This window comes from Epilithonimonas hungarica (assembly GCF_900102265.1).
Lineage (GTDB): Bacteria > Bacteroidota > Bacteroidia > Flavobacteriales > Weeksellaceae > Epilithonimonas > Epilithonimonas hungarica.
This window is the reverse complement of record NZ_FNBH01000003.1, coordinates 13638-40617: the sequence shown is the minus strand read 5'-3', so window position 1 is coordinate 40617 and position 26980 is coordinate 13638. Positions and strand designations below refer to the sequence as shown.

29 protein-coding genes are annotated in these 26980 nt (G+C 37.1%); 11 read left to right on the top strand and 18 right to left on the bottom strand.

The window, feature by feature from the left end:
• Positions 1-490: 490 nt before the first annotated feature.
• From BLT30_RS11960 to BLT30_RS11940, 5 genes are all read right to left on the bottom strand, one after another.
• Positions 491-1555 (bottom strand): MlaD family protein, encoded by a 1065-nt coding sequence (locus BLT30_RS11960; protein ID WP_089873796.1) that lies wholly within the window; start codon positions 1553-1555, stop codon positions 491-493.
• Between the two features lie 6 nt (positions 1556-1561).
• A complete protein-coding gene (locus BLT30_RS11955) occupies positions 1562-2341 on the bottom strand; it encodes an ABC transporter ATP-binding protein (protein WP_089873795.1) in 780 nt (259 codons plus the stop codon).
• A 5-nt stretch (positions 2342-2346) separates the two neighbouring features.
• Entirely contained in the window at positions 2347-3105 is a 759-nt protein-coding gene (locus tag BLT30_RS11950) for an MlaE family ABC transporter permease (protein ID WP_089873794.1), read from the bottom strand.
• 90 nt (positions 3106-3195) lie between these two features.
• Complete coding sequence (locus BLT30_RS11945) at positions 3196-3861, bottom strand: BON domain-containing protein (protein ID WP_089873793.1); 666 nt, start codon at positions 3859-3861, stop codon at positions 3196-3198.
• Positions 3862-4105: 244 nt separating this feature from the next.
• Positions 4106-4720: a hypothetical protein gene (locus tag BLT30_RS11940; protein ID WP_139166647.1), complete on the bottom strand. Its 615-nt coding sequence runs from the start codon at positions 4718-4720 to the stop codon at positions 4106-4108.
• Between the two features lie 135 nt (positions 4721-4855).
• Between BLT30_RS11940 and BLT30_RS11935 the strand changes: the two genes are divergently transcribed.
• The 6 genes from BLT30_RS11935 to BLT30_RS11910 all read left to right on the top strand — a co-directional run bounded on the left by BLT30_RS11935 (position 4856) and on the right by BLT30_RS11910 (position 10546).
• Positions 4856-6286, top strand: coding sequence for a L,D-transpeptidase family protein (locus tag BLT30_RS11935; RefSeq protein WP_245707173.1), 1431 nt, complete (start codon positions 4856-4858; stop codon positions 6284-6286).
• Between the two features lie 12 nt (positions 6287-6298).
• Positions 6299-7180, top strand: coding sequence for a universal stress protein (locus tag BLT30_RS11930; RefSeq protein ID WP_089873791.1), 882 nt, complete (start codon positions 6299-6301; stop codon positions 7178-7180).
• A gap of 132 nt (positions 7181-7312) precedes the next feature.
• Complete coding sequence (locus tag BLT30_RS11925) at positions 7313-8512, top strand: PAS domain-containing sensor histidine kinase (RefSeq protein WP_089873790.1); 1200 nt, start codon at positions 7313-7315, stop codon at positions 8510-8512.
• 18 nt (positions 8513-8530) lie between these two features.
• The gene (locus BLT30_RS11920; RefSeq protein WP_089873789.1) at positions 8531-9583 is read left to right on the top strand and encodes a response regulator; all 1053 of its coding nucleotides are present in this window, start codon (positions 8531-8533) and stop codon (positions 9581-9583) included.
• Between the two features lie 79 nt (positions 9584-9662).
• On the top strand, positions 9663-10025 hold the full coding sequence (locus BLT30_RS11915; RefSeq protein ID WP_089873788.1) for a Rossmann-fold NAD(P)-binding domain-containing protein: 363 nt from the start codon (positions 9663-9665) through the stop codon (positions 10023-10025).
• 89 nt (positions 10026-10114) lie between these two features.
• Positions 10115-10546 carry an Hsp20/alpha crystallin family protein gene (locus tag BLT30_RS11910; RefSeq protein ID WP_089873787.1) on the top strand — a complete coding sequence of 144 codons (432 nt, stop codon included), beginning with the start codon at positions 10115-10117 and terminating at the stop codon, positions 10544-10546.
• 328 nt (positions 10547-10874) lie between these two features.
• Here BLT30_RS11910 and BLT30_RS11905 read toward each other — a convergent pair whose 3' ends face one another.
• From BLT30_RS11905 to BLT30_RS11855, 11 genes are all read right to left on the bottom strand, one after another.
• The gene (locus tag BLT30_RS11905; protein WP_089873786.1) at positions 10875-11564 is read right to left on the bottom strand and encodes a DUF4397 domain-containing protein; all 690 of its coding nucleotides are present in this window, start codon (positions 11562-11564) and stop codon (positions 10875-10877) included.
• Between the two features lie 210 nt (positions 11565-11774).
• A complete protein-coding gene (locus tag BLT30_RS11900) occupies positions 11775-12521 on the bottom strand; it encodes a LytR/AlgR family response regulator transcription factor (RefSeq protein ID WP_089873785.1) in 747 nt (248 codons plus the stop codon).
• Between the two features lie 35 nt (positions 12522-12556).
• Positions 12557-13528, bottom strand: coding sequence for a sensor histidine kinase (locus BLT30_RS11895; protein ID WP_089873784.1), 972 nt, complete (start codon positions 13526-13528; stop codon positions 12557-12559).
• A 32-nt stretch (positions 13529-13560) separates the two neighbouring features.
• A complete protein-coding gene (locus BLT30_RS11890) occupies positions 13561-14442 on the bottom strand; it encodes a DUF6268 family outer membrane beta-barrel protein (RefSeq protein WP_089873783.1) in 882 nt (293 codons plus the stop codon).
• A complete protein-coding gene (locus BLT30_RS11885) occupies positions 14435-15565 on the bottom strand; it encodes a hypothetical protein (protein ID WP_139166645.1) in 1131 nt (376 codons plus the stop codon). Before BLT30_RS11885 ends, BLT30_RS11890 begins: the two co-directional genes overlap by 8 nt.
• A gap of 194 nt (positions 15566-15759) precedes the next feature.
• Complete coding sequence (locus tag BLT30_RS11880; protein WP_139166638.1) at positions 15760-16152, bottom strand: DUF6515 family protein; 393 nt, start codon at positions 16150-16152, stop codon at positions 15760-15762.
• Positions 16153-16347: 195 nt separating this feature from the next.
• On the bottom strand, positions 16348-17019 hold the full coding sequence (locus BLT30_RS11875; protein ID WP_089873780.1) for an ABC transporter ATP-binding protein: 672 nt from the start codon (positions 17017-17019) through the stop codon (positions 16348-16350).
• 212 nt (positions 17020-17231) lie between these two features.
• Positions 17232-18473, bottom strand: a complete 1242-nt coding sequence (locus tag BLT30_RS11870) for an ABC transporter permease (protein ID WP_089873779.1) — start codon at positions 18471-18473, stop codon at positions 17232-17234.
• Positions 18474-18528: 55 nt separating this feature from the next.
• Complete coding sequence (locus BLT30_RS11865) at positions 18529-19662, bottom strand: efflux RND transporter periplasmic adaptor subunit (protein ID WP_175487183.1); 1134 nt, start codon at positions 19660-19662, stop codon at positions 18529-18531.
• Positions 19663-19693: 31 nt separating this feature from the next.
• Positions 19694-21001: a TolC family protein gene (locus tag BLT30_RS11860; protein ID WP_089873777.1), complete on the bottom strand. Its 1308-nt coding sequence runs from the start codon at positions 20999-21001 to the stop codon at positions 19694-19696.
• Positions 21002-21014: 13 nt separating this feature from the next.
• Positions 21015-21380, bottom strand: coding sequence for a DUF2147 domain-containing protein (locus BLT30_RS11855; RefSeq protein WP_089873776.1), 366 nt, complete (start codon positions 21378-21380; stop codon positions 21015-21017).
• A 203-nt stretch (positions 21381-21583) separates the two neighbouring features.
• On the opposite strand from BLT30_RS11855, the gene BLT30_RS11850 reads away from it, so the two are divergent.
• The 5 genes from BLT30_RS11850 to BLT30_RS11830 all read left to right on the top strand — a co-directional run bounded on the left by BLT30_RS11850 (position 21584) and on the right by BLT30_RS11830 (position 25444).
• Complete coding sequence (locus tag BLT30_RS11850; protein WP_089873775.1) at positions 21584-22180, top strand: TetR/AcrR family transcriptional regulator; 597 nt, start codon at positions 21584-21586, stop codon at positions 22178-22180.
• Between the two features lie 64 nt (positions 22181-22244).
• Positions 22245-23648: a dihydrolipoyl dehydrogenase gene (gene lpdA / locus BLT30_RS11845; protein ID WP_089873774.1), complete on the top strand. Its 1404-nt coding sequence runs from the start codon at positions 22245-22247 to the stop codon at positions 23646-23648.
• A gap of 30 nt (positions 23649-23678) precedes the next feature.
• Positions 23679-24113, top strand: coding sequence for a GNAT family N-acetyltransferase (locus BLT30_RS11840; RefSeq protein WP_089873773.1), 435 nt, complete (start codon positions 23679-23681; stop codon positions 24111-24113).
• Positions 24114-24165: 52 nt separating this feature from the next.
• On the top strand, positions 24166-24621 hold the full coding sequence (locus BLT30_RS11835; RefSeq protein ID WP_089873772.1) for a VOC family protein: 456 nt from the start codon (positions 24166-24168) through the stop codon (positions 24619-24621).
• Positions 24622-24631: 10 nt separating this feature from the next.
• Positions 24632-25444, top strand: coding sequence for a class I SAM-dependent methyltransferase (locus BLT30_RS11830; protein ID WP_089873771.1), 813 nt, complete (start codon positions 24632-24634; stop codon positions 25442-25444).
• A gap of 82 nt (positions 25445-25526) precedes the next feature.
• On the opposite strand, the gene BLT30_RS18400 is transcribed toward BLT30_RS11830, so the two are convergent.
• On the bottom strand, positions 25527-25652 hold the full coding sequence (locus BLT30_RS18400) for a hypothetical protein (protein ID WP_262488088.1): 126 nt from the start codon (positions 25650-25652) through the stop codon (positions 25527-25529).
• A 138-nt stretch (positions 25653-25790) separates the two neighbouring features.
• On the bottom strand, positions 25791-26396 hold the full coding sequence (locus BLT30_RS11825; protein WP_089873770.1) for a DNA alkylation repair protein: 606 nt from the start codon (positions 26394-26396) through the stop codon (positions 25791-25793).
• Positions 26397-26980 lie beyond the last annotated feature (584 nt).

The following is a 26980-nucleotide window of genomic DNA, read 5'->3' as shown; positions in this document are numbered from 1 at the left end:
AATGATGCTCATCATCATTGAATCTGATTGTCGTCAGTATCAAAATTTTGCCTATACGGTTTGCAGTAAATAGTTATCTACGAAAATCGAATGATGATGCACTTTGCATTTAATGAGATAATAATGACAACACCATATCATTTTTTTTAGTGATCAAAGTCATTAATTACTGAGTTCTTTATACAAAAATTACAGTATTGTTTCTAGAGTTGGTAGCTATATCGAACTAAAAGATCTAGTGTATCCCAATAACCTGATGATTTTTGAAACCCTTAAAACCAAATGTAAAATTGATAGGAATCCAACACCTCTGGCACGACATTGCACCCAGAGATCTATACCCTTGATATAATCCAGAATTTTTTTGAGGAATAGAAGGAAAGGCTATGAAGGTACCCGATTTCAAAAATAAAAAATATGCTTTACTTGTATTAAAGAAAGTATGGCAGATTACCTCAAGACCTGTTTATACTAAGATAATAAAACAGGCTCAATCACTATTTTTTTTTCTTTCGTCCTTTTTTTTCTTTTTGTTGAAATAACCTCTCAACAGAAAATTATGTTTGGCGGCATTTTCTATCTCCCTCAGTTCATCAACGCCTTTTTCAACGTTAGTGATTATAGAATCGACCGATTTCCCAAGCTGTGGATCGTTTGTAAGCCTGGAGATGACATTATCTTTATTATTTATATTTGAAGTGAATTGTACCAACTCGTCTGAACTAGTCTCAATATTTCTGAGTGTTCTATCTAATGAAATTGCCAGACTATCATTTGAAAGTATTTTGGAAAGTATATTGTCCTTATCATTTAATTTGATGGTAAATCGACTGATCTCATTGGTGCTGTTGTTCAAATTTGATATTATGACCTCTACATCCTCTGCCCATTTTTCATTGGTCAAAAGTTTTGCTACGATTCCGTTCTTGTTTTTAAGCATGGGCATAAATTGAGCGAGATCTTCAGAACTCTTTTGGAGGTTTGTAATTGTTTTGTTTATCCTTGCAGCAAAATATTTGTCGTTAAGGATTTTTGTCAATAGTCCATTTTTATTGTTCATCTTTTGACTGAACTGGACCAGCTCATTCGTGATTATTTTTGTATTATCTGCGCTCTTTTTTATGCTGGAAAGTATATCCTCTATTTCGACGGTCTTTGAAGATGCGATAATGTCGTTATCTTTTACAGTACTTGCAGAACTGGTCCCAGGTGAAATGATAAAGACCTTATCACCTACCAGACCATCCGATGCAATGCTGGCAACAGCATCTTTTTTTATGTATTGCTGTACATCTTTTCGGATCAAAAGATCGACCATTACCAGTGAATCTGAAATGAATTTGATCTTGCTCACCGTACCTACATCTATTCCCGATAAACGCACGGCACTGCCCTGCTTTAGCCCACTGACATTTTTAAATTCTGAACGCAGTACAAAGTTGGACCCGAACAGATTTCTGTTGAGGCCGATAAAGTAAACGGTCATTATAAAAAGGATGATCCCTGCCACTACAAAAACCCCAAGCTTCAAATTATTCAATGATTCTTTGCCCATAACTGTTTATTTTTCAAAAAAGGATCTTACCCATTCGTCCGTATTATTTTCAATATCTCTGAAACGGCCTTCAGTTTTCACAACGCCGTCTTTGAGGACTATGATCCTGTCGCTGTTGTACTTGGCACAGGTAAGGTCATGTGTTATAATTATTGAAGTGGTCTTATATTTTATCTTTATCTCAGATATCAGATCGATTATCTCACGAGCGGTGATGGTATCCAGTCCTCCTGTCGGCTCGTCATAGATCATAATTTCCGGCTGGATGATCAATGCCCTGGCCAGCCCAATTCTTTTCTTCATTCCACCGGAAAGCTCTGCTGGAAATTTATCTATGGATTCCAGCAATCCGACATTTTTCAGCGCGTCCATTACATAGGATTCCATTTGTGCTTCGGTCAGTTTTTTGTTGTGATGCTGTAAGGTAAAAACCAAGTTCTGCCTTACGGTCATCGAATCATACAATGCAGCACTCTGAAAGAGAAATCCTATTTTCATCCGAACCGAGTTGAGCCCGTCTTCATTCAGTTTTGTAATGTCCTTCCCAAAAACAATGATCTCGCCGCTATCTACCTTTGTGAGGCCAACCAGACATTTTACAGTTACAGATTTTCCCGAACCCGATTTGCCAAGTATGACAAGATTCTCGCCTTTGTTAATGCTAAAATTAATTCCATTCAGAACTTTATTGTCGCCGTAAGATTTATAAACATCTTTAAATTCTATCAATACTCCTTCGACAGCAGGCTCGCGGTGTGTATCTTGGATAATTTCTCTGGTTTGCATGATATTTAGAAAAAGAGGTCGGTTAGTTGTACTGCTATCATATCAATGATAAAAATGCTAAGCGATGCGGAAACCACAGCAGAGTTGGCTGCTTTGCCAACGCTTGCAGTACCTCCGGAGGCATTGAATCCCTCATAACAGCCAATAATCCCTATAAAAAAACCAAAAAAGAAAGTTTTTATAGTCGCGGGTAAGATATCCTCATACTCCAAAGAATCGAATACTGTAGAAAAGTAGTGCTGTAAATTGCCACCGCTATGCATACTGATGCCCACAAACCCTCCCATAATGCCTATCAGATCAGCATAAAATACCAAGATCGGAATCATTAATGTCGTAGCCATTGTTCTGGTTATCACCAGATAACGGTATGGATTGATGGCCGCAACTTCCATAGCATCGATCTGCTCTGTTACTTTCATCGAGCCCAATTCTGCTCCCATCCCGGACGATATCCTGCCTGCGCAGATCAGAGCTGTGATCACTGGTGCAATCTCCCTGATCAGAGATAACGAGACCATGCTGGGTATCCAGGACTCGGCACCAAATTTAGACATTGCCGGTCTGGACTGGATGGTCAATACCAGACCCATAATAAAACCTGTGATCGTCACTAATGGTAATGATCTATAGCCCACCGCAAAACATTGCCTGATAAATTCCTTGAATTCGAAACCCGGTTTAAAGATCTCCCGGAAAAAACGGACGGAGAAAGATGCAATACTGCCGATGAGCAAAAAACTGTTTTTCAGATCGGATTCCACGACTTTTATATCTATTATATGGTTTGTTTATAATCTCTGCCAAATGAATAGGTTTTTATAATACTGAACGCATTTGGGACAATCGATTATCTATAGATCATATTCATAGTCCACTTTCAATTCATTCTTTAGATTTTTTATACCTGGTGTTTTCCAGACGATCCTTGCTGCCTCTTCTCTCTGATGCCAAGTATGTACTGTGCCTGTGAGCCTAACTGTTGTTCCTGATACGGAAACGGTAATTTCCCGGTCATCAATAGAGCTTCTTTTAAGTGCTTTCATAATATCTTTCTTGTCAATAGTATAATGATGCATCTCGGGTACAATGGTGATGTTGTTGTATATACCTTTGATCCATGGGAGATGCTGGATCGTATTTTCAGTAACGTCCCGTAAATAGTCCCAGGAAAGTTCTCCTGTCAAAGTTACCCAGCCATTCTCAACCTTCACTTCTAGTTGTTCTTGTGGAATAACGGGGTTGGCCTCAAACGCTGCCATGATCTCTTTGGCTATTTCAATATCATTTTTTGTTTCATGTTTCTGTAATTTCACATCGATGTTTTCTACAAAAATGTTGACTCCAAAAACCTTTTTCACGACCTGTTCGATCTGTATTTTTTTAGCATAATTGTCCACAGTGCCTGTAAGACAAACAATGCCGTCTGTGGCTGTTATGCCGATATTGATGTTCTTTAACTGTGGTTCCCAGTTAATGGCATCCTGAACATCTCGCTGTAATTCTGCATTTGTTTTCATTGTCTTGCTTTATCTTCCAAAGTTCAAGAAATTTCAAAGAAAATAAAATAATGAAGATCATAATAATATATGATGATGGTCAAATTGATCTTGTCTGTTTTTTGTATATTATAGTTTTTTTGAACGCTCTTTATAAAATACATCGGATATCAGTAATAACTGATATTATTTATCAATACTAATTTTATTGGTCTTATCATCTGATCTGGTAAGTCGCCTCTTGGAATCCATGTTTTCATTCCTGTTACTTTTCAATAAATCCTTCCTGCTGCATTCTGTTGCGAATGACATGAGCGATTTCGGAAGTTAGACGTCTGACACCTTTGGGATCGTAGGTTGCCGTGATTCCGGACCATATTATTCTATCATCCTGAATAGAATAGATGACCGTTTCTATAATGAATTTTTTAGTAATTGTATAATAACCCGGAGTATTGTAATGCATCCAATTTCTGTAGTAATATTTTACAAAGTCATCATAGTACATCGGATACATATAATACTGTGCAGGTTCATAAACTTTTTCTTTGTCAACATCGATCAAACGCATAGTAATGGCCGCATCAAAGCCATCATTTTTAATTTTATGTCTCAATGTCTCTTCATCTTTGCGGTCAAAATTTTCGTCCAAATAACTGTAGGAAGTGACCCCTTTTCCGTTGAGGTATTTTACCATTTCATCTTCGGCACTACGGCGGTTGGTCTCGTTTCGCAACAGAGCCACCACCAAAACTTTTTTCCAGTCTGAAGGATGGATCTGTTTGTCGGATGCCCTCCAACTGCTGACGATCTGAGTGGAATTACAGGAATTCATTAATATCATAAGAATTACCAAAAGACTATACTGTACTTTTTTCATGATATATATTTTTAATGTTAGAATGACCATTACCAAAAACATTTCAAAGGTCTTGAATTGTTCTGCGAAATGATATGACGCCGGTTACTTATAAATCTGATACTGGTCAGGAACAGGATTAGATCATATTTTTTAGTGACCAAGATCATTATTTGGGAAGACAATTATTTGGAATTTTACAATACCAATTCCCATAATATGAAAGCTATTGCAACTTTTGTAGTTCTTGTTTTCTTCAACCTCGTTTTACAGGCTCAAAATTCAGATAAAACGACCAGAATTGCTACGTTATTGCAGGATAAGACCAATCTTTCGAAATTGTATTATCCAAAATCAGTTCTCAGATTTTATACGAAAGACAATATGGGATATACCTGGTTTGAAGGCTCGAATTCAGACCAACCTGAAATAGCAGTACTGTTGCTAGGTTATGCCGATCAATTTGGATTATCTTCTTCAGGTTATCATTGCCAGGAGCTATCTCCTGAAAAATTGATGGCAATAATTGATTCTAAATTTAATGACTCAGACGAAAGGGCTTGGCTGGATATTTTGATGACAGATGCTCTTATTACTTTCATCAACAATCTACATTTTGGAAAGTACAATCCAAAATATACCTCATCTGATATCGATGCCGGCTATATAAATGGGTTTTGCTCTGATGATAAATTGAGCTTTGCACTCAGCCAAAACGATTTCCTGAGAACTATTCTCGAAGTTCAGCCTCAGATCCATGCTTACAAACAATTGCAGGATCATTTGAACACACTCTATGCAAATGACCTGGTCAATACTTCTCAATCACAGATAGAGAAGATCGTCATCAATATGGAGCGTCTAAGATGGATAAATACTATAAGTGAAAATTATATTTTAGTGAATATCCCATCTTATTCATTAGAACTTCATACAAATAAGATACAACGTGATTTTAAGGTGATCGTAGGAAAACCCTCGACTCCCAGCCCTATCTTGGAAAGTGTGGTCACTCATTTTACGACGGCACCTGACTGGAAGGTCCCTCAGAGTATATTTCGAAAAGAAATGCTGCCAAAGATCCTAAAAAACAGCAAATATTTGACAGACCACCATTACTCAATATATGACAGAAATGGTAATGAGGTCACAATCAATCCAGCACGTCTGAAAGAGATCAGCAGAAATACCTCTTCATACAGCGTCAGACAGTCGTCAGGCTGTGATAACGCATTGGGAGCAGTAGTCTTCCGGTTTGAAAACACCTACGGTATCTATCTACATGATACCTCACAAAAGCAATTATTCAACAAAGAAGAAAGGGCATTGAGCCATGGCTGCGTTCGTGTAGAACAAGCTGATAAGCTTGCCAAGTTGTTATTGGAAAATGATCGTTCTGAAGATCAACTGCCCATTTTGGAAAATGCTATGGCCAATTACAAAAGAAAAGACTTTGTTTTGAAACAACCCATTCCCATCATCATCACTTATCTAACATATTCAATAAAAAACGGGAGACCTGTATTTTACAAAGATATATATCATCTTGACAGCGGTCTGATAGAAAAAGTCATTGCAAATAAATAAAAAATATACATTATGAGAACAATTTTAGTAGCCACAGATTTTTCAAAAGCTTCCAAGAATGCGGCAAACTATGCTTTGCACCTGGCAAGTCCATTAAAGGCCAATATCGAATTGTGCCACGCCTTTTCCCTACCTTCCGAAAGTCCTATGCTGGGACAGATCTCTTGGGTATTATATGAATATCCTGAACTGGTCGAAGAGAACAATAAAGAATTAAAAAAACAGGTTAAAGATCTGGAACAAAAGGAAAACAAGTTATTGGGAGATGAGGCCTTCCCTTTTCACCCATCCGTGGACTATCTGTCGGAGGTCGGCGATACGATCAAAGTGATAAATGATATGGCATCGCACAAAAATACTATTTTGATCGTTATGGGTATGACAGGCGCCGGAACGATCAAACGGTTTTTCCTGGGCAGCAACAGCATTCAAATGATCGATAAAACAAAGTACCCGCTTCTTTTGATCCCTGAAAATCATAAATACAAACCCATTACAAAAATTGCCTTTTCCACAGATCTGAATAAAAAAGATGTGAAGACAGCACAATCTCTGATCAATTTTGCCAAATACTTCAATGCTGAATTATTGATCACGCATATTCTTCAAAGTACGAATGATGTGACCGAAGACAGAAACTATGAACATACAAAAGAAAAATTCCTGAAAAATCTGGATGGCAAATATTGTTATAATTGTATATACAGTGAAAATGTAGATTATGGTCTTGACATATTGAAAAATAAGGATATTGATATTCTGGTGATGGGACATCAGCAAAGAGGATTCTTTGAAAGTTTAATCAAGAGCAGCCACGCTGTGAAGCAAGCAGAACATATGCAGATCCCACTTTTGATCATACCAGAAAGTGCAGATACCGTATTCAGATTCTGATAAATGACAATTTATTATGCATAAAGTGCTGGTTATTTTTAGCAAACAGACCTCAAATTTAAATTTTCAAATATTAATATTATAATTTAGATATAAAGTCTTAAATTTATAAGATTCAGATACTTATAAATCATGGAAAGTTCAAAACTCTTGCATGCTATAATCGAAACTGCCATTGATGGTATAATTACAATTGACAACAGGGGTATAATAGAAACATTAAATCCTTCAGCACTTAAAATTTTCGGTTATACGGAAGAAGAGCTGATAGGCAGGAATATTTCCGTTCTGATGCCGGAACCCGACAAATCAAGACATGACGGCTACATAGCAAATTATCAAAATACAGGTAGAAAAAAGATAATAGGTAAAGGGCGAGAGGTATGGGGGCTGAGAAAAGACGGAACCCAATTTCCTTTCAGGCTAGCAGTCAGCGAGGTCCAATATCAGGATAGGATCGTTTATACCGGTTTTATCCATGACCTCTCAAAAGAAAAAGAAGCTGAAGAATATCTGAAAAAATATACCAGTAAATTAGAAGAGACTGTTGAAGAAAGAACAAAATCGCTCAAACAAATGCTTCAGAAATTAGAAGAAGCCCGGGAGGAAGCGAACAAGTCACTGGAAAAACAAATAGAACTCAGCAAGATAAAAAGCCGCTTTGTATCGATGGCCTCCCATGAATTCCGTACCCCTTTAAGCTCTATGCAGCTTTCAGTAGCATTGATTGAAAAATACCTGCAGATTTCCGATAATGCACAGATCATAAAACATCTTCATAAAGTTAAAAGTATGATAGGAGGTCTCAATTCTATCCTTAATGACTTTCTTTCACTGGAAAAACTTGATACTGGAATCATCACACCTCATTACGAGTTATTTGATATTGTGAAGTTTGCTGAAGAACTTACAGAAGAGATGCAATTGATCAGCAAGGAGGACCAAATTATCATCTATCAACATACAGGACATGAAAATGTCATATATCTTGATCAGCATTTATTAAGAAATTGTTTGATAAACCTGATAAGCAATGCTATAAAATATTCCGGCGAACATACCCTCATTGAATTTTCGACGGAAATAAATGAAGAAAAATATATTTTGACATTAAAAGATAATGGTCTTGGAATACCAAAGGAAGACCAGCCTTCTCTTTTTCAGCCCTTTTTCAGAGCGCATAATACCGGTAATATACCCGGAACTGGTTTGGGGTTGAATATTGTTCTTAGATATGTCAATCTGATGCATGGACAGATTTATTTTGAAAGCGAAGCTGGAGCCGGAACTAAATTTATACTATCATTTCAAAAACAAATTAATGAACATTGACCATGTTCCTTTAAAGCAATGGAAAAAAAACGCATTCTGATCATTGAGGATAATGAAGATATCCGTGAGAATACATCTGAAATTCTTGAACTCGCGAACTATAAAGTATTTCAGGCCAGCAATGGAAAACAGGGAGTGGATATGGCCATCGAGCATCTACCTGATGTTATCCTGTGTGATATCATGATGCCTGAAATGGATGGTTATGGCGTGTTGCATCTATTGAGCAAAAGAGAAGATACGGGACTTATACCATTTGTTTTTATTACAGCAAAAACGGATAGAACAGAGATAAGAAAAGGAATAGAAATGGGAGCAGACGATTACCTCACTAAACCCTATGATGATATTGAGCTTCTAAATGCGATAGAGAGCAGGCTGAAGAAAAAAGAACTTCAAAAAACTCTTTATACTTCCAACCTTAGTAGGATGACGAATCTATTTCAGAATATAAATGGCCTTGAGGAATTAAAAAGGTCATTTGACGAAAGGAAAATAAGGTCTTTTAAGAAAAAGCAGGTCATCTATTATGAGGGAGACTCTGCAAATAATATTTATCTGGTCTTATCAGGAGCGGTAAAGACCACCAAAATGACAGATGATGGTAAGGAACTGATGACAGGCGTTTATCATGCGGATAACTATTTTGGGATTGTTTCCTTGTTCTCAGGAAAGGAATATAAAGAAACTGCTGAAGTATTGGAAGATGCCACACTTTGCTCTGTATCAAAAGAGATAGTCGATCAGTTACTTCATAAATATCCTGATATAGCAGAAAAATTCATTAGTATCCTGGCGCAAAATGTTAGTAATCATGAGGAACAACTATTACAGCTGGCCTATTTTTCTGTCAGAAAAAGAATGGCAGAAGTACTGATCAGACTACATAGCGGCCATCCAGATAAGAATAGTTTTGAAATTTCCAGAGAAAATCTGGCGTGCATGGCAGGCATGGCCAGTGAAACAGTTAGCAGGATCCTCGGCGATTTTAAAGCTGAAAAACTTATCGATAAAAATGCGGGTACCATAACAATAGTTGACATCAGTGGTCTTAGAAAGCTTAAAAATTAACTAAAATCATCTTTTTTAATGACCATGCGCACTATTTGGAATTAATCTCTTCGATATATTTGAATATTGAACAGACATTATGAAGGTCATCATCTACAATATTAGTCAGGACACAAAAAAGTCCCTTGCCTTATTGAATCGCAAAAAACATAAAATTACTATCATTACAGATCCATTAAAGGATAATAATATGCATTTCTCGGATGAAAAAGACGCTGTTATCTGTGATGAGACCAGCATTTCACCATCGATTGTAGGAAAATTGAATTCCTTTGGTGTAAAATACTTAATCCTTCGGTCAATGAAGCAGTTACCACTTCAATTAGCGAACTCCGAATATCATGGATTAAAGTGCTCGAAAATCGAAATAGATGATTCAGGATCAGAGGCATTTCAGATGATCAAGATACTTGATGCCTGGCAAGCTGAAAGCATGACGTGATCAGAATCACAACAAAATGAAATTACTGTCATAGTGTGAAAGATATTCATAATATACCTTTGGGATATTAATTAAAAAAAATTCCAATTATGAACACTTTACAAAAAAACAGCACGTTACCGTCGTTAAAATCCTTAATAGAAAACTTTTGGACAGCAGACGGATTTCTTGGCCAGCCCATTTTTGCCAATAATATGTATCCTACAGTCAATATTATTGACAAGAATAGCACCTATGAACTAACAGTTTCAGCACCAGGTTTTAAGAAAGGAGATTTCAAAATAGAAAATGAAGACGGACTACTTACGATCACTGCAAAAACCAGTACTGAGAATAAGGAAGAAAAAGAAAATTATCTCAGGAAGGAGTTTTCTACTTCTTCTTTTTCTCGTAGTTTTCGTTTGCCAGACAATATAACAGAAGACCAGATCAAAGCAAATTATGAAGATGGTCTGTTACGCATCCATATAACAAAAAATGCTGCAAAAAGAAAAGAAGTCCAGGAAATTAAAATAGACTGACAACATTTGCATTAGTCAATACTTGATCTGTTTTAAAATTAGTCAATTTGATTATAACTGTCAGATCAAGTATTGACTAATTCAGTTTATGGCTTGTTACCATAGATTTCCTTTAATGCATCACTCAATTTTTTTGGCTTTCTTCCTAATAGTTGCTTCATATGAATACATTTCACTTCCTGTCAATTCATAAATTCTATTTTCGTCATTAGTTTGCAAGTCTATTAGCAATTGCTTTACCCATTTCCCTGCGAAGAGCATATGCTACTTTCCCTTTTCCGGCAGGTAAGTAGGTCAAGACGAGTTCAGCTTTAGATACTACAAGTTTTTAATAATTTCGAATAATCTCCAAGGAAAAGTTATCGTTTGAACCTGAAGGAGCATCAACAAATCCTTTCGTATAAAGCGTGTAAATTCTGTTGGGATAAAAAACAACCGAAGATTTCTGGAATAGTGTATTACCGGTTTGTGTATCTTTTATTTCCACATTATATTCATTATCTTCAACATTTACAAAAGGGGAAGCTGTTTTAAAAGGAATATTGGATGTGATCAAATGACCATCAAGGTAAATATCTACGTTCGGAGCACCAGGAGAGAGATTTATCAGTCTGATGCCTGCGCGATAAAAACCTGGCACTTCCAAATGGTCTTCGAAACTAACAAGTTCCAGCTGGTCAAAATTGTTTACGGCAAAAAGAGAAAAAACATCTCCTCCATTTACTTCTCTTTGCTCAGTATCCAGAATATTTCCATTATTATCGCGAACAGTGAAAGTCCGCATCCCATCATAAAATCGATAGTATCCCTGAGCATTTGCATAGTTCAGTGCATTACCATTGATTTTATTTTCATCCGCAAAAAAATACAAATCTCCCGAATTGGGACTTGCATTGACTATTAATCCGCGGGCATCGTTCTGTTCTACATAATAACATTCATCGTCATCATCACAAGATATTAAAGTTGTTACCGCCATTGCAATGATCATTAATTTGAAAATAAATAATTTCTTCATAACATAATAATTTTATTGTTTATACAAGCAAAACTATTGAGTAATAACATTTAAAGAAATCAAAATTTGGATGAATTGAACAAACAAAAACTTCAATTGAACATTTGAGATATTGAATTTAATTGCAACGATTTTTCAATTAAAGGCTAAATAGCCATTAGTAGAAAGCAATTATCAAAATATCACTTGCGAATAGGGATGAAATATAAACTACGATTCCAACCAGTCTTTGAAAGCAGCAACTTTTAACCTGCTTACAATTAATTTTTCTGATAGGCCGAATTTTGTTTGAACAATGACTTTTCTATTGAAATATGGCTCAATAGACAATACTGCTTCTTTATTAATCAAAACCTGCCTGTTGATGCGGAAAAACTGTTTAGGGTCACAAACTGATTCGATGTACTCCAAATTCTTAAAAAGAGGGGATTTGTCGCCGTTGATGGTGTACATGTAAACAGTTTCAAATTCAATGTAAAAAAGAGCGATTTCTTTTACATATTTTACCAGTGTTTTATCCCGATATTGTGTTAGAAAGCTTTGCTGGTACTGAGTTATAGCAGGAAATTGTAAAGGTGTAGCTGATTTATCCCTAAAAGTTTGAGCTAGCCTTTTATATTTGTTTAGTGCGGCGTGAATGTCTTCCTCCTTGAAGGGTTTAAGGATATAATCAATGCCGTTGTTTTTAATGGCTTGTAAAGTATACTCATCATAAGCGGTACAAAACACTACGGGAACAGTAACGTCAATATGGTTAAAAATCTCAAAGCTATGCCCGTCGGCTAACTGAATATCCAGAAAAATCAGGTCTAATTTTTGCTGGTGTTTACTTAAATATTGCACGGCTTCGGCTACCGACTCCAAACGTTCGGTTACCAAAAAATCTTCATCCTGCTCAATTATTTCTTTCAGCAACTTGGAAGTATGTAATTCGTCTTCTACTATCAGTACGTTCATATTATTTCAGTTGAGAATTTAGATTGCATCCTCCATTAAATAAGTTTAAGTCTTACCAGAAAGTAATCATCTGTCGATTCAATATCAACTCCGTTTTCGATATTTAACAACTCATACCTCTTTTTCAAATTTTCCAATCCATAGCCGGAAGATGAACTGTTGGTCATCCTGGGTTGAACATTATTTTTAATTTCAATATAATTATCGGCACTTTTGATCTCAATATACAAAGGCATTTTCGATGTCATCATATTATGCTTAAAACAGTTTTCTACCACGGTTTGCAATGCCAATGTAGGAATTTGGTGTTCGTACAATTCTTCAGCAATCTGGATACTGATTTGTACGGCATCCTCATTTCTGTTCTTCATTAGAAATAAATAGGATTCCAATACCTTTACCTCATCAATCAGTTTAATCAATGTGCTTTCGTTGTACCGTAAAGTTTGCCGGTAAAAATCGGAAAGACTGAGGATAAACTGTTCAGATTTCGGGTCTCGATGCCGCACCATTGTACGAAGGGTATTGAGTGAATTAAATAAAAAATGCGGGTCGGCTTTGGTGCGTAATGCTTCTAATTGAACCTTGTAGTTTTCTGTTTGTATCTGCTGTTTTTCCAGTTCCAGTTGTGCTACTTTTTTGTTGGCACGAAAGGCATATTGAATTATTAAAAATGGAATAATGGCAATAAAATACCTCACCACAAACATCCATTTCAAATTCTTATTTTGAAATAGCGGTGTGAGCAGAAATATATTGTAAACTATAATAAGTAACGCTGTCGCTGCAATAATTGATTTAAGAAATCTGTACGTTTCTGCTTTTCTAGAAATATAATCCAGCAAGATCCAAAGCAGGTAAAGCATTGCAGAAACAGACGCCCACCGAAGTAATATCAAGGAATCAACATCAAAAATGTTTATAATCCCCCTCGTAGTAATCGCATTTAATGCCGGAAATACGATACATAAAGCAATGGGCAATATTTTTTCTATGGGTAATTTCATTTTTATGATAAAGTTACAAAAGATAAGGTCTTCTAGAACGGTTTAAATAAAATACCCACTTGAATATTCCATCCGTTGTTGTCTATTTCATAGATGGGGTCGGGCTTTTCACCTAAAGGCATAGTAATAACCGTCCAAGGTGTAGTAGCTGTATCATCATAAAGTTTGTAGCTCTGTCTAAAATTTCTACCGACCCCAATATTCAGTTCCCAGTTTTTTGCAAACTGATATTCCAGCTTTGCCAAACCAGTCCATTGATTGACCTGGATAAACTGATTGTCACTTTCCGTTGCTGAAAGCCTGTAGCTGGATGCATCTGCGGATACTTCAATCCCGGCACTCCATTTATCATTAAAATGGTAAAGCACTTTTGGTTTGATGGGGAACTGCCCCGTAATGCTCCATTTATCATTGGGTCTGTAATCTACATCAATGAATGGGATAATCTGGTTACCGAAAAACTGTCTGGAATAAGCCAGACCCCAACCTGTACGCAACTTTTCGGAATGTTTTACCCTGTAACGCAAGCCTGCAGTATACCTGAAATCTTTGCCACTCACATCTTGTAAATCTGAAAACAATCCTGTTTGAGCAAAAAAGGTCAGGCTTTTTCTGTCTGATAATTTATAGATCCAGACTCCCTGCAAAGTGAGACCGTGTAAATTGCCGGTATGATCCGCCGGGAAATTCTGTAGCGATAAATTTTTGTAACCCACTATTCCGACAATGGTATGTTGTTTTTTTTGGAATACCGGAAGTTTGAGTTTTACATCAAATAAATTGGCATTAGCAACAGTATCGTTATATTTTAATGTCGAAACTGCATAGTTGACATTCAATAAATCCCTATCCTGAGCAAGTAAGCTATTTGCAAATAAGAATGTCATTAATAAAAGATATTTATGTTTATTCATCTTTATTTTTTGTAGATATTGTAATGCCCAAACCAAGATTTACAGAAATGCCTGTGAATGCAGAGACGCTTCCTATAGGTTGTTTAAAGGCAGAAATATTGTATTGAAGATTGCTGTTTAATGAAAATGATTTTCCTAGTCTATAATTGAGTCCTGCATAAATGTTATAATATATACTCTTCTGGCTCTGCTTTTCTATATCCGTATTGTTGTCTCCGCCGCCAATAGTTCTGTTAGCAGTTCCGCCTCCGGCTATGGCGTTTATTATTCCGGAATCTATCCCTGTATTGATGCTTAATCTACTATGGGTGTATACCACAAAACCCAACCCAAGGCCACATCTTATCATTGCACCAGCATATCCGGAACCATTTACAGTAATACCGTCAGGGTCATCCCAATTTATATTGTCTATATTTTCCTGTTTACCAGAATAGATCAATGCAACATCAACATTGCTGTATAGACGGTTGCTGAAATAATAGCCTGCCCTCAAATTCCACAAAGTTTTATAGTTGGTAAAATCGACCAAAGTGTTTTTATCAAATGTTGTTTTATACTGATTTCCGATATGATGACTTCCTGCTGTAATCTGAAAGAAAATATCGCCTTTGCTTTTTTTGATGGATCTGTAAATTGCCTTCTGCTGGTTTTCGTTTTGCAATTGTCTCATCTCTTTCATACCCAAGACTTCATATTGTACAGAAGTTTTTCCGGATTGGCTTTTTTGCCAGATTTCTTCTGCTGTAGTATTGACATAGTTGTTGCAATAGTTATTTAATTTATCAGATAGTATATGTACGCTGCCCGTTATTTTACTAAGATTAGTAAAAGTGTCGCAGTTTATTTTATTCGATGAGCCTTGCCATACCAGATGTACTTCATTTCTGTTTATATAATCTGTTTCATAGCACCATTTTGTAAAGTCTTCTAAAAATTGTTTCAAAGTTTCATTATTCAACCAGTCAGCAGCTTTTATGTAGTAGAAGCAAGCATAATCATTCATTCCGCTAATGGGTATTTTTCGAAGTTTATCATTTTCATAAATAGTATCTAAAGTATTTCCGCTATTGACGATAATTATGAATGCCTTCATCCCAGGAAAAGCAAAATTGTTTTGCATTCTGTTGCTTTGTACCAATACTTCTATAGTTGTATTGTTGAATGAATAAACTCTTCTTATTTGTGCATGAAAAGACCCCCAGGTAAATCCTATGAGAAATAAAAGAATTGTGTTTTTGCCCATCTTTATTCTTGGAATATTCTTTTTTGTTTTTACTACAATTTTCCCCACCCATCATACTAAAAAACAAGGTATTATTGCATTTTTTCACCCACCAGTACATATCGTTCTGTTCCGTTTTCAGAGACAAGTTTTTCGTAATATGTATTATCGATCTTGTAATATCTCTTACCATTGATTGTTATAGTTTCGACTCCCGCCGGAAGAGCGATCAGATAGGCTTCCTTCGGAATTTCGACAATTTTGTAACTATTGGGCTGTTCCTGGATGTAGTAAACCCCACCAAAATAAAAATAAGTTCTTCCTCCGATTACAACGTTGGTATACCCGACTGGCAATACCCTCACCCGCAACCCAACCGGGGGAGTCACCACCACGTACCCACTGCGATGCGGTTTGTAATAATACCCGTTCGCATAGCGATAAGAAACACCGCTATAAACCACGACAGTGTTGTTTCGTGGCACAGCCCTTACAATACGTTGAGCTTGCAGATTGGATGATAGACCGGTAAGAAGGGCTATCGTAAAAGTGAATTTGGTAAATAACTCTTGAATAGTTTTCATAATAGTATTTATTTAAAATTTATTTTTTTTCTCAAATCAATGATTAATAGACATCGAGTTTTTTTAAGATTGGCCTTATAATTTCCAGTCAACCGATTAGTAAATGATTTTCCCATCTACCATTTCAATAATTCGGTCGCAATTGGCAGCAAATTCGTCATCATGGGTAACGGCAATGATGGTTTGCCCTTTTTCCCTGGCTAGCTGGCGAAAAATATCAAACACAATTTTGGTGTTTTTACTGTCCAGATTTCCCGTAGGCTCATCGCCCATAATAATGGCTGGTTCGTTTATCAAAGCTCTTGCGATAGCAACCCTTTGCTGCTGACCACCCGATATTTTGGACGCCTTTTTGGTTTCGTGGCCTTTAATATCAAGCAACGTCAATAGTTCCATTGCTCTTGCTTCTATTTCGTCTTTAGATTTCTTTTTAAGCTTCAAAGCCGGTAGCATTATATTATCCAATACGGAAAATTCCGGCAATAAATAATGAAACTGAAACACAAACCCGATATGCTCATTCCTGAACTTGGCTAACTGGTTTTGTGTTAACCCGGTAACCATAGTGTCATTGATAACGATGTTTCCTTCGTAGGATGTATCCATTGTGGAGAGTAGGTAAAGAAGGGTAGATTTACCCGAACCGGATTTACCAACAATGGCAACAAATTCACCTTTGTTTACATCAAAACTCACGTCTTTCAATACCTGAAACGTTTCAGGGTCGTGAAAGTATTTTGTAATTTTATTTGCAGTTAATGCTTTCATTTTTAATTTTTAATAACATCCATAGTAATAATAGTAATAGCAATAACACTCGCATTCATAACCGTATTCGTAATAATAATTGCAGTACTGGTAGTAATAGTAGCAATCCAGGTAATAAATAGATAGAGTTAACAAACCAAAAAAAACTGTCAGCCAAATGAATTCCGAGCCTTCATTTGGTAATAACTTCTTCTTAAAATTATTCTGTTCCATTATCCTCTTAAAATTTCTACAGGGTCTACTTTGGATGCTTTTCTGGCAGGTAAATAGCCTGCAATAAACGTGATGGCCAAGCCAAATACCATTGCCAAAATATAATCAGAAGGCAGATAGGTGATGGGTAATGTGTCAAAAGATGCGATCTTAAATGGAATGCTGTCTACCATAAAAGCAACAGCAAAACCTAATAACAAGCCTATAAAACCACCAATTAAGCCGATAATGACAGATTGGACCAGGAAAATGTGTACGATGTCCTTTCCATCAAAACCCATTGCTTTCAGGATGGCAATCTCCCGTATCTTTTCACTCACGGTCATGTTCATAATGTTATAAATTCCAAAACCCGCAACAATAAGTATGGTAAGTGAAACAGCAATCGCTATGATGTCCCGCAGGGTATTGGCAGATTCTAATTGGGCATTGCCTTCCTGCCAGGCTTCTGTTTTGTATTTAATATCTGGACACACTTCATTGGCAATAATTTTGGCATCGTTGTAGTCCTTTACATTTGCCATCACATCTGTTGCATAACTTTTATTCTTAGACAATAACTGTCGTGCCGTGTTGATAGAAATAATTGCACGGCTCTTATCAACACTTCCGCTCCCGGTTTCTAGTAATCCCACGACCTTAAAAATTTTATTTACGCCATCGGAAGTAGTAAGCGATATATTGTCACCCATTGATGCACTTAACTTATCTGCCAATCCACTGCCCAGTACCACAGCATCCGAACGCTTTTCTAAATCATACAAATTACCCTCTGTTATATACTCCGTGGTGTTGAACATCTGGATTTCATTCACTACATCAATGCCAGAAAGTGAACCGCTTACTTTGGTCACGCCATTTCTGAAAAATACGTTTTGATTGACCTGCTCGGTAATGGCGACAATGTTTTTGTTTTTTTGCAATACATGTTTTACTTCATCGGCATTGAGTATACCTTCCGTATAATTGATGTGCCTGGCATTGCTTACCATATTCAATGTATCCGAAGCATTCTTTTGCGACAACAATATTGTGGGTTCTCCGGCAGGGTCATTATATACCCTTATATGTGACATTGAGGTAAAAGTGATATCGGTCTGAGCATTATTTACACCGTTCATAAAGCTGTTCATAAAAACGTACATCGATATCCCAAATGTTACGCTTAGTACCGCTACGATCAACTGTTTTACTTTGGAAGTAAGATGTGTCCAGGATATCTTGTTATTTATATTTGTCATTTCTTTCTTTTTTTAAATTCCAGCACCAAAATGTAAGTCCATACCTATATATTTTCTACTCTCCACCAGGTTTTGCAACACCTTCTTCCTTACTTTTTCCCTTCGGTAAAAGGATGATATCTTTTTCGGTCAAGCCTTGTTTTACTTCAACCCAATTGCCTGATTTTTGTCCGATCTTTATTTCTTTTTCTTCACCATTTTTTAACTCTACATATTTGCCACGGATGACCGCTGCTGATGGAATGACCAAAACTTTCTTTGTGCCTTGCTGCTTAATATTTGCTTGTAGCTGTGTACCCGAAAGTAAAAGCTGTGGTGGATTTACAAAGGCTGCCTCTACTGTGAATGATTGTGCCGCCTCGTCAAATGCCGGAAGTATTTTGGTGATCGATGCCGTAAATGTGGTGTCGGGATAATTGTTCATTTGCACAATCGCTTCTTGACCTATGGAAAGTTTTGCAATATCATCTTCTGCAATAAATAGCTTCAGGATATTTTTACCACTGCCGATTTTGGCAATCACCTCGCCCTTTCGTACCAATTCGCCTTTCTTTTTTAAAACCTCCAGCACAATACCGTCCTTATCTGCTTGTATGCTGTAATCGTTTAAAATGGCCTGCTGTGTTTTTACCTGTTGCAAACTACGGTCGGCATTTAATTGTAATGCATCCTGTGCCTGTTTGTAACTTTTCTCCAATACCTGCAAGCTACTTTGTGAGGCTTTGTATTGTAGTTCTGCTTTTTCATATTCCAACTGCGATACAGAATTTTTCTTGCGCAAATCGGCATAACGCTGATAGTTGATCTTGTCAAGATTGAGCTGAGTCTTAGACTGGTCAATCTGTGATTTTATCTGCTCTAATTGCGGTGCATTGGCCGATGAATTTTGTTTCGCATCGTTATAAACTACTCGTGCTTCCTGCAACTGCGTATTGGAAACATCACTATCAATTCGCACCAGTAATTGTCCTTTAGAAATATAATCACCTTCACGAATGCTAAATTCCCGGATAGTACCATCGGCAGTCGCGGAAATTATATATTCATCCTCCTGCTCCATGTGGCCGCTTGCAAAAATGGCTTGCTGTATAGTCTTGTATTGTGGTGTCGTTTCCTCCTGAGGGTTGCAAGACAACAGGCCGAACATTGGAAGATAGAATAACCCAACTATTATTTTATTTGTTTTCATTGATATTTTATCATAACATTTATGATTATACTTAAAATTGCTTACGGATATAAAGCTTGTAATAGCTGATATATTGGTTGCTGAGGCTTTGCATATATTGATTTTGCACTTCCAGTAAATCCTTGAATTTATCCAGTCTCTCATCCAAGCCAATGATGCCGCTGTCGTAGCGATTCTTGGAATGTGTATCATTTTTATATTGTAATTGCAATACTTCTTCTTGTTTTCTAAAATCCTCAATTCCGTGCCTGTACTGTATTTTCAGATTGTCATCATCTTTTTTTACCATCAACTTTTTGCTGTCCAGTACCATTTGCTCTTGTTCCAATTGTATTTTCGACTGTTTGATTTTTGACTTGGTACTGAAGCCATTGAAGATGGGCACACTCAATTTTATTCCCAAAAACTGTTGTGGAAGGCTATTGGCTCCCGAAAAATCCGTCATCTTATCTGTTCCCCAATTGTAATTATATTGATAGCCCAGTGTAAGTGTTGGATAATGCAGAGATTTGGTTTGAGCCAATTGTTGCGCGCTTAGTTTTACCTGTGCTTCCTGCACCAATACCTCCGGATGAGACGTTGTTGTTACAAGAGCATCACCGGTATCCATTTCTCTATCGAGAAGTTCATCTTTCAAGGCAATGGGTTCATCGATGTTGAGTTGTGACTGCAATTGATTGTACAGTTGTTCCAAAGAAGTGGCAAGGCTGCTCACTTGTTGCTGTGCCTGTACCAGTTGAATCTTGCTGCGGTTCAGGTTTTCTTCCGTGAAAATTCCGGTGTCATATTTATCTTTTGCTATTCGGTAAATACTATCTGCCGCCGCAATATTTTCTTTGCTTATTGTCAAATATTTTTCCGTTAGCAAAATGGAAAAATAGGTCTGGGCCAGTTGGTTGTAAACCTGATATTTTGCATTGATGGTACTGGCTTGGTCCAATTGTAATGCAGCTTCGGAAGTCTTAATGTCAAACCATTTTTGAAAGTTCACAATATCCCAATTGGCTTGTACGCCGGTACTGTACATATATTTCCTTCCAAAAGTATATTCATTGAAAGTACCTTCCGGTGCAGCAGGATTGAATAAATTAGCCGGAACCAGGGTTGGCTGTATGGTAATGTTATCATTAAACCCGGCAGATGCATTTACAGTAGGCAATAAGGCTGTTTTGGATGCTTTGTTTTTTACAGCAGCTATTTGTTCCTGATGCAACGCACTTTGGATAGAGATGGCATTTTTATCTGCATAAGCCAGCACTTCCTGCAATGAGCCAAACTGTACCTGACCCATTGCATTGAAGCTGGTGAAACCCAATAGTGCCAAAATAATAGTTTTCATTGCCTGGAATAATTTAGAGCTTGGTCCAGGTTAGGGATTTAGACATCATGCCATAGCTCGCTTTAATGTACAGCGTAGTATCCCCAGAAAGTGAAGCCGTGCATTTTGCCGTTTTCCCCTTTTTGATAATGTGCAGCGTACCATCCGCAAATGAAGTCGTACCAGTTGCTTTCAGAGCTGTGATTTGCTTTTTACCAACTATGCCATTGTCTTCGGCCTTTCTAATGATGGCATCATAAACATCACCGCTCTTTACAAATTCGATGATACGGGTTTTGTCTTCGTTTGTCCATTTGCCCAAAATTTTATCATTGGTTGTTTGGGCAAAAATATTGAGGCTGAAAAGCAGCCCGGTTACCATTAAAATAATCTTTTGCATTGATATTAAGTTTTAAATTCAATACAAAGATGCAATCGCTTTTGGCGTGTTCCTCGGTGCAATTGGGTGAGTTGAACATTTTGCGGGTCGAAATGAACAGAGAAGGATTTAAATAAAAACTGTTGCAATTTAAAATACCTTCAAAAAAAAGACCGATTGTTCTATTTTTTATTTAACTTTGCATCGGATAAGAATTGTAGCTTATGAAAACTCAGAAATCCGAAAATACCAAACAACTGATCATAGAAAAAACTGCGACTGTTTTTAACGTGAAAGGATATGCAGGTACATCCATAAACGATGTAATGAGCGCCACCGGTCTTTCGAAAGGCTGCATCTACGGTAATTTTGAAAATAAGGATGAGATTGCATTAAGCGTATTCGACTACAATTTTGGTAAGGTTACACAGCATATGAAAGAGCGTATTTTAGCAACTGAAGATTCTATCGGAAGGTTGCTTGTTTATCCCCAGACCTATAAAAATTATTTCAGATATCCCTATCTACAGGCTGGTTGCCCTATCTTAAATACTGCTACGGAGGCTGATGATACACATCCATTACTCAAGGAACGCGTACAAAAAGCACTTGGCCTTTGGAAAACATCTATCGAAAATCAAATCAAACGTGGTATGGAAAGGAATGAAATAAAAGCAGATACCGATCCAACCGAAATCGCGATTGTCATGATATCAATGATCGAAGGCGCGTTTATGCAGGCAAAGGTCAACAACCATATGACAGAGCTTAATATAGCCATGTCTTTTTTAGAAAAACTGATCAAAGGTCTGAAAGTATAATTTTTTTACTTACAAAAAGACCGATTGGTTTATTTTTATTAATCAAAATATTAAAATAATAAAAATGGAAACATTTGATATTACCGTTATCGGGTCAGGTCCCGGCGGATATGTAGCAGCCATCAGAAGTGCCCAATTGGGATATAAAACAGCCATTATTGAAAAATATAATACTTTGGGTGGTACATGTACCAATGTAGGTTGCATTCCCACCAAAGCGTTGCTGGACAGTACGCATCATTACACCAATGCACTTAACAGTTTCGGAGTACATGGCATCGAATATTCGGATCTCCGGCTGAATGTTGAACAACTTTTTAAACGCAAAACAGAAGTAGTGGACAAAAACACACAAGGGCTGGATTTCTTGATGAGGAAGAATAAGATCACGGTTTTCCACGGCTCAGGTTCTTTTGTTAATAATGAAACCTTGAAAATTGTACACGATGATCAGACCGAGACCGTTATTAATTCGGACAAGTTCATTATAGCTACAGGGTCAAAACCGGCAACAATTCCGGGCATTATTATCGACAAAAAGAGGATCATCACTTCTACCGAAGCACTGGAATTGAAGGAAAAGCCCGAGAGCATTGTGATTATTGGTGGCGGTGTGATCGGTGTGGAAATGGCTTCCATATTCAACAGGATCGGAACCAAAGTGACCATCTTAGAATATGCGGATAATCTTATTGCTACGATGGATAGTGAATTAGGCAAGGCTTTAACGAAGATTCTAACCAAAGAAGGCGTGCAAATCAAACTTCAGCAGGCCGTTTACAAAGCTGAAAACCTGGACAACACAGCTAAAGTGTATTTCAAAAATAAACAAGGAGAAGAACAAGATCTAACCGCTGATTATATTCTGGTTGCTGTCGGCAGAAAACCTTATGTAACCGGTCTGGGTTTAGAAAATGCCAACGTGGAATTGAATAACAATGGTACCCTGAAGGTCAATGAATTGCTTCAGACTACAGCTCCAAACATTTATGCGATTGGAGATGTCGTGGGTGGTGCGATGCTGGCCCACAAAGCAGAGGAAGAAGCAGTATTTGTGGTGGAGAGGATCAATGGTCAGAAACCTCATATCAATTATGACCATATTCCTTCGGTAGTGTACACATGGCCAGAAGTGGCTTCTGTAGGTACTACCGAGGAGCAATTAAAGAAACAAGGAGTGGAATATAATATCGGTAAATTTCCTTTTGCCGTGAATGCCAGAGCAAGAGCGGGGATGGAAACGGAAGGTTTTGTAAAGGTCCTTTCAGATCCGAAATATGGCGAACTTTTAGGAGTGCACATCATCGGCGCCCGGGCAGCAGATCTGATCGCACAGGCCGTGGTCGGATTGGAATACGAAGTGACAGCAAATGACATGGCCTCGATGAGCTATGCCCATCCAACCTATTCCGAGGTGCTGAAAGAAGCTTATACCATAGCATCAGGAAGACCATCATTGAATATTTAATATATTTATATTTATTATTTTTTTAGAATTATGTCACAAAAAATCAGGCTCGCATTCTTAGATGATCATCCCAGAATTATGGAAATTTGGGAATCAGCGGTCAGAGCCACACACAACTTTCTTGCCGAAGAAGACTTTATTTATTTTAAACAAGCCATTCCAAAGGATTATTTGCCTAATTTAGAAGTATTTCTCCTTATTGAAAATGATGAACCCATCGGGTTTTCATCAGCATCGGAAGGAAATCTCGAAATGCTTTTTATCCATAATGATTACAGAGGCAAGGGATACGGAAAAAAACTATTTCATTTTATGAAGGAAAATCATGGGATTACGAAAGTTGATGTCAATGAGCAAAACCAACAGGCGATCGGCTTCTACGAGAAATTGGGATTCAGGCAAACAGGAAGATCAGAAAAAGACGGCTCGGGCAAAGATTATCCTATTATCCACATGCTAAGATGAAATAGTCGTCATTATTAAAATACTATAAATATTAATAATAAAATATATAAAAATGATTGAAGGATTATATGAGACACACATTCAAGTAAGTAACTTAGAAAACGCGGTTCAGTTCTATACTCAAATATTGGGACTTCAGTTTGCACACTATGATGAAACCAGACCTATTGCATTTCTCTGGATCGGAGAAAATAAAACGGCAATGCTTGGACTTTGGGAACAAGAAGGCAATCTCCATAAAAGGCATTTTGCATTCACCTGCTCAAAAGATTTTATTTTAAAATATGCAAATACTTTTTTAGAGAAAAGCGGATTAAAGGCCTACAATTTTCTCAAAAATGGCAGCAATGAACCAATGGTTTTTGCCTGGATGCCCGCACTTGCTCTTTATTTTGACGATCCAGACGGAAATCAACTGGAGTTTATCCATATTTTGAACGGCAAAAGTCAGCCAGAACTTGGCGTGCTCAGCTACGAGGAGTGGCAAAAGATCAATTCATCTCATTAGATAAATACATATGAATATAGAAGACAACTATCTGGAAATAAACAGAGATTCGTGGAATACGAGAACAGAAGCTCATATCAATTCTGATTTTTATAACCTGGACGCCTTTTTGAAGGGGAAAAGTTCATTAAAAGATATAGAGCTTAATTTACTTGGAGATTTGACAGGCAAATCCGTATTGCACCTGCAATGCCATTTCGGACAGGACAGTATCTCTTTAAGCCGTCTGGGAGCAGATGTAGTTGGGGTTGATTTATCCAATGTAGCAATAGAACAGGCACAAAAATTTGCTGAACAACTTAATGCCCCCGTTCAATTTATTTGTTGCGATGTTTATAATCTGCCCGATCATTTTGATCGTCAGTTCGATATTGTCTTTACAAGTTACGGAACGATCGGCTGGCTTCCGGATCTGGATCGGTGGGCAAAGATCATTTCGAAATTCCTGAAACCCGGCGGTACATTTGTTTTTGTAGAATTTCATCCAGTTATCTGGATGTTTGATTCGGCGTTTAAAAAGATCGAATACAGATATTTTAATTCCGGAGCCATTATAGAAACTGAAAAAGGGAGTTATGCAGATAAAGAAGCGGATATTGAAGTAAAAACGATCGGCTGGAATCACAGTTTAGGCGAGGTCTTCAGCAGCCTGATACAAAACGGGCTGGTAATAACTTATTTTGAAGAATTTGACTATTCGCCGTACAATAATTTTAGTCATTCGGTAGAATCTGAGCCAGGTAAGTTCAGAGTCGCTCATTTAGCGGATAAAATCCCTATGGTTTACGCTTTGTCAGCAATAAAAACTAATGTAGGACAATAGTGTGATCAATTAATATATAACATGATAAGATGCATAAGCTATTACTTTTTACATTTATTATTTTTTCATCGGACATCAACACTCAAAATTGTTCATTATCGGATTTCTCTAATTTTGGCCAGCAATAAGGTATTGCCCTTATCAACAGGCTTCTTCCGGCAGTGATGCTCAAAACCAGCCCATACGCTCTTCCGTTTGTTGCGGTCATGGTCTGAATGTCACTTAGCCTGAAAATCAATATAAATCTTTCATAATTAATTTCTGTTTATAAGAGAACCATATTATTAAGGAAGTGACACTTGATATCAAATTTATTTTTAAAATACTTCTCCGAAAGCAAAACCCATCAATGCCTCTTAAGTACATAGTCGTAGGTGAAGGCGGTCCTCCGGTCCTGAAGGTCCCATTTTGATGTTTCTAGCCTGACCATTTCCCCATACTTTTTGCTGATATCCCTCAACGAATTGCCAACCGATTTCCGGAGGTATTCACTATCGCTGGTTCTATGCTGGCTTATGAGATCGATGGCCACTTCTGGATGCGTTTTAAAATAAGGTCGCCCCGTCCATATCCGCAGGCCTTCGGTAACTGCACGACAAACATTGGGATGTTCATCACCGAGCCAGGCTTTGATCTCGGGAAGTGAACTCTCATAGCCATTATCTTTACAGTACTGATCAAATGCCTTTGCAATGATCTCCTGTACCTGCCAGCTTTCATCCGATCGGGCGACTTCCTTTAATAAACCGAGTACAGAATTATCTTTGGACGCAATATATCCTAGGATGAAGATGGCACAGCATCGGGCTTGGTAAAACTCACTTCGGAGCATATCCACAGCTATAGCTTTTGACTCCGATAAAGTTTTATTGTCGACTATTTTTTGAGCTTCCAATTCAAATGGTTTGAAGCCGTGTTCCACTGCTGTCAATTTCTGTATAAGCACATTCATTATTTCCTTATTTCTTCATGCAATTTACAACTATTAAGACAGTTGTAAAATTAACCAACAGGCAACAGATAAACGTGTTTTAAATTCGAGTATTTCAACCTTACTCAACAAAAAATTCGGTCTGCCGTTTGTTGACATCATCCAATTGCATGATAAAATTTATTAGCTACACTTACTCTTTTATTTTAGAGCTTTTTATATAGAAGTTAGGAGCAATATCGACTTTATTAATATAAGTATCATTTAGATTATTTGATTTCCAGGAAGTACTTGGTGAAATCCGGTCTTCAATACCAATAATCTTAATTGGCATTGTAAAATCATTAACACAGTTTGTAAATCGGTACTGCGGAACCGGAAGAATCGATTATTTTAAAATAAATTTTCAGTAAAAATACATCAAAGATTAATAACAGGGAAAACGATTGTAAATAAAGGCTTTACAATCGTTTTTGATTTTTTGGTAATGTGATAAAAAGCAGAAAAAAGCGAGGTTAGGCAAAAGTAAGGTTACTAAAACGTTACTTTCAAGCATTAGAAATAATCGTTTTAAATCTCTGTATTTCAGCTTTCTGCATAGTTTT

Excerpts from the sequence above, each read along its gene's own strand:
- BLT30_RS11945 (WP_089873793.1), bottom strand. The coding sequence starts at position 3,861 with ATGAAAACAAATGCAGAATTACAGCGAGATGTTCAGGATGCCATTAAC.
- BLT30_RS11840 (WP_089873773.1), top strand. The coding sequence starts at position 23,679 with ATGTCACAAAAAATCAGGCTCGCATTCTTAGATGATCATCCCAGAATT.
- BLT30_RS11890 (WP_089873783.1), bottom strand. The coding sequence starts at position 14,442 with ATGAATAAACATAAATATCTTTTATTAATGACATTCTTATTTGCAAAT.
- BLT30_RS11860 (WP_089873777.1), bottom strand. The coding sequence starts at position 21,001 with ATGAAAACTATTATTTTGGCACTATTGGGTTTCACCAGCTTCAATGCA.
- BLT30_RS11940 (WP_139166647.1), bottom strand. The coding sequence starts at position 4,720 with ATGAAAAAAGTACAGTATAGTCTTTTGGTAATTCTTATGATATTAATG.
- BLT30_RS11875 (WP_089873780.1), bottom strand. The coding sequence starts at position 17,019 with ATGAAAGCATTAACTGCAAATAAAATTACAAAATACTTTCACGACCCT.
- BLT30_RS11960 (WP_089873796.1), bottom strand. The coding sequence starts at position 1,555 with ATGGGCAAAGAATCATTGAATAATTTGAAGCTTGGGGTTTTTGTAGTG.
- BLT30_RS11910 (WP_089873787.1), top strand. The coding sequence starts at position 10,115 with ATGAACACTTTACAAAAAAACAGCACGTTACCGTCGTTAAAATCCTTA.
- BLT30_RS11850 (WP_089873775.1), top strand. The coding sequence starts at position 21,584 with ATGAAAACTCAGAAATCCGAAAATACCAAACAACTGATCATAGAAAAA.
- BLT30_RS11920 (WP_089873789.1), top strand. The coding sequence starts at position 8,531 with ATGGAAAAAAAACGCATTCTGATCATTGAGGATAATGAAGATATCCGT.
- BLT30_RS11885 (WP_139166645.1), bottom strand. The coding sequence starts at position 15,565 with ATGCAAAACAATTTTGCTTTTCCTGGGATGAAGGCATTCATAATTATC.
- BLT30_RS11915 (WP_089873788.1), top strand. The coding sequence starts at position 9,663 with ATGAAGGTCATCATCTACAATATTAGTCAGGACACAAAAAAGTCCCTT.
- BLT30_RS11900 (WP_089873785.1), bottom strand. The coding sequence starts at position 12,521 with ATGAACGTACTGATAGTAGAAGACGAATTACATACTTCCAAGTTGCTG.
- BLT30_RS11855 (WP_089873776.1), bottom strand. The coding sequence starts at position 21,380 with ATGCAAAAGATTATTTTAATGGTAACCGGGCTGCTTTTCAGCCTCAAT.
- BLT30_RS11925 (WP_089873790.1), top strand. The coding sequence starts at position 7,313 with ATGGAAAGTTCAAAACTCTTGCATGCTATAATCGAAACTGCCATTGAT.
- BLT30_RS11895 (WP_089873784.1), bottom strand. The coding sequence starts at position 13,528 with ATGAAATTACCCATAGAAAAAATATTGCCCATTGCTTTATGTATCGTA.
- BLT30_RS11865 (WP_175487183.1), bottom strand. The coding sequence starts at position 19,662 with ATGAAAACAAATAAAATAATAGTTGGGTTATTCTATCTTCCAATGTTC.
- BLT30_RS18400 (WP_262488088.1), bottom strand. The coding sequence starts at position 25,652 with ATGACCGCAACAAACGGAAGAGCGTATGGGCTGGTTTTGAGCATCACT.
- lpdA (WP_089873774.1), top strand. The coding sequence starts at position 22,245 with ATGGAAACATTTGATATTACCGTTATCGGGTCAGGTCCCGGCGGATAT.
- BLT30_RS11825 (WP_089873770.1), bottom strand. The coding sequence starts at position 26,396 with ATGAATGTGCTTATACAGAAATTGACAGCAGTGGAACACGGCTTCAAA.
- BLT30_RS11955 (WP_089873795.1), bottom strand. The coding sequence starts at position 2,341 with ATGCAAACCAGAGAAATTATCCAAGATACACACCGCGAGCCTGCTGTC.
- BLT30_RS11930 (WP_089873791.1), top strand. The coding sequence starts at position 6,299 with ATGAGAACAATTTTAGTAGCCACAGATTTTTCAAAAGCTTCCAAGAAT.
- BLT30_RS11830 (WP_089873771.1), top strand. The coding sequence starts at position 24,632 with ATGAATATAGAAGACAACTATCTGGAAATAAACAGAGATTCGTGGAAT.
- BLT30_RS11835 (WP_089873772.1), top strand. The coding sequence starts at position 24,166 with ATGATTGAAGGATTATATGAGACACACATTCAAGTAAGTAACTTAGAA.
- BLT30_RS11905 (WP_089873786.1), bottom strand. The coding sequence starts at position 11,564 with ATGAAGAAATTATTTATTTTCAAATTAATGATCATTGCAATGGCGGTA.
- BLT30_RS11870 (WP_089873779.1), bottom strand. The coding sequence starts at position 18,473 with ATGACAAATATAAATAACAAGATATCCTGGACACATCTTACTTCCAAA.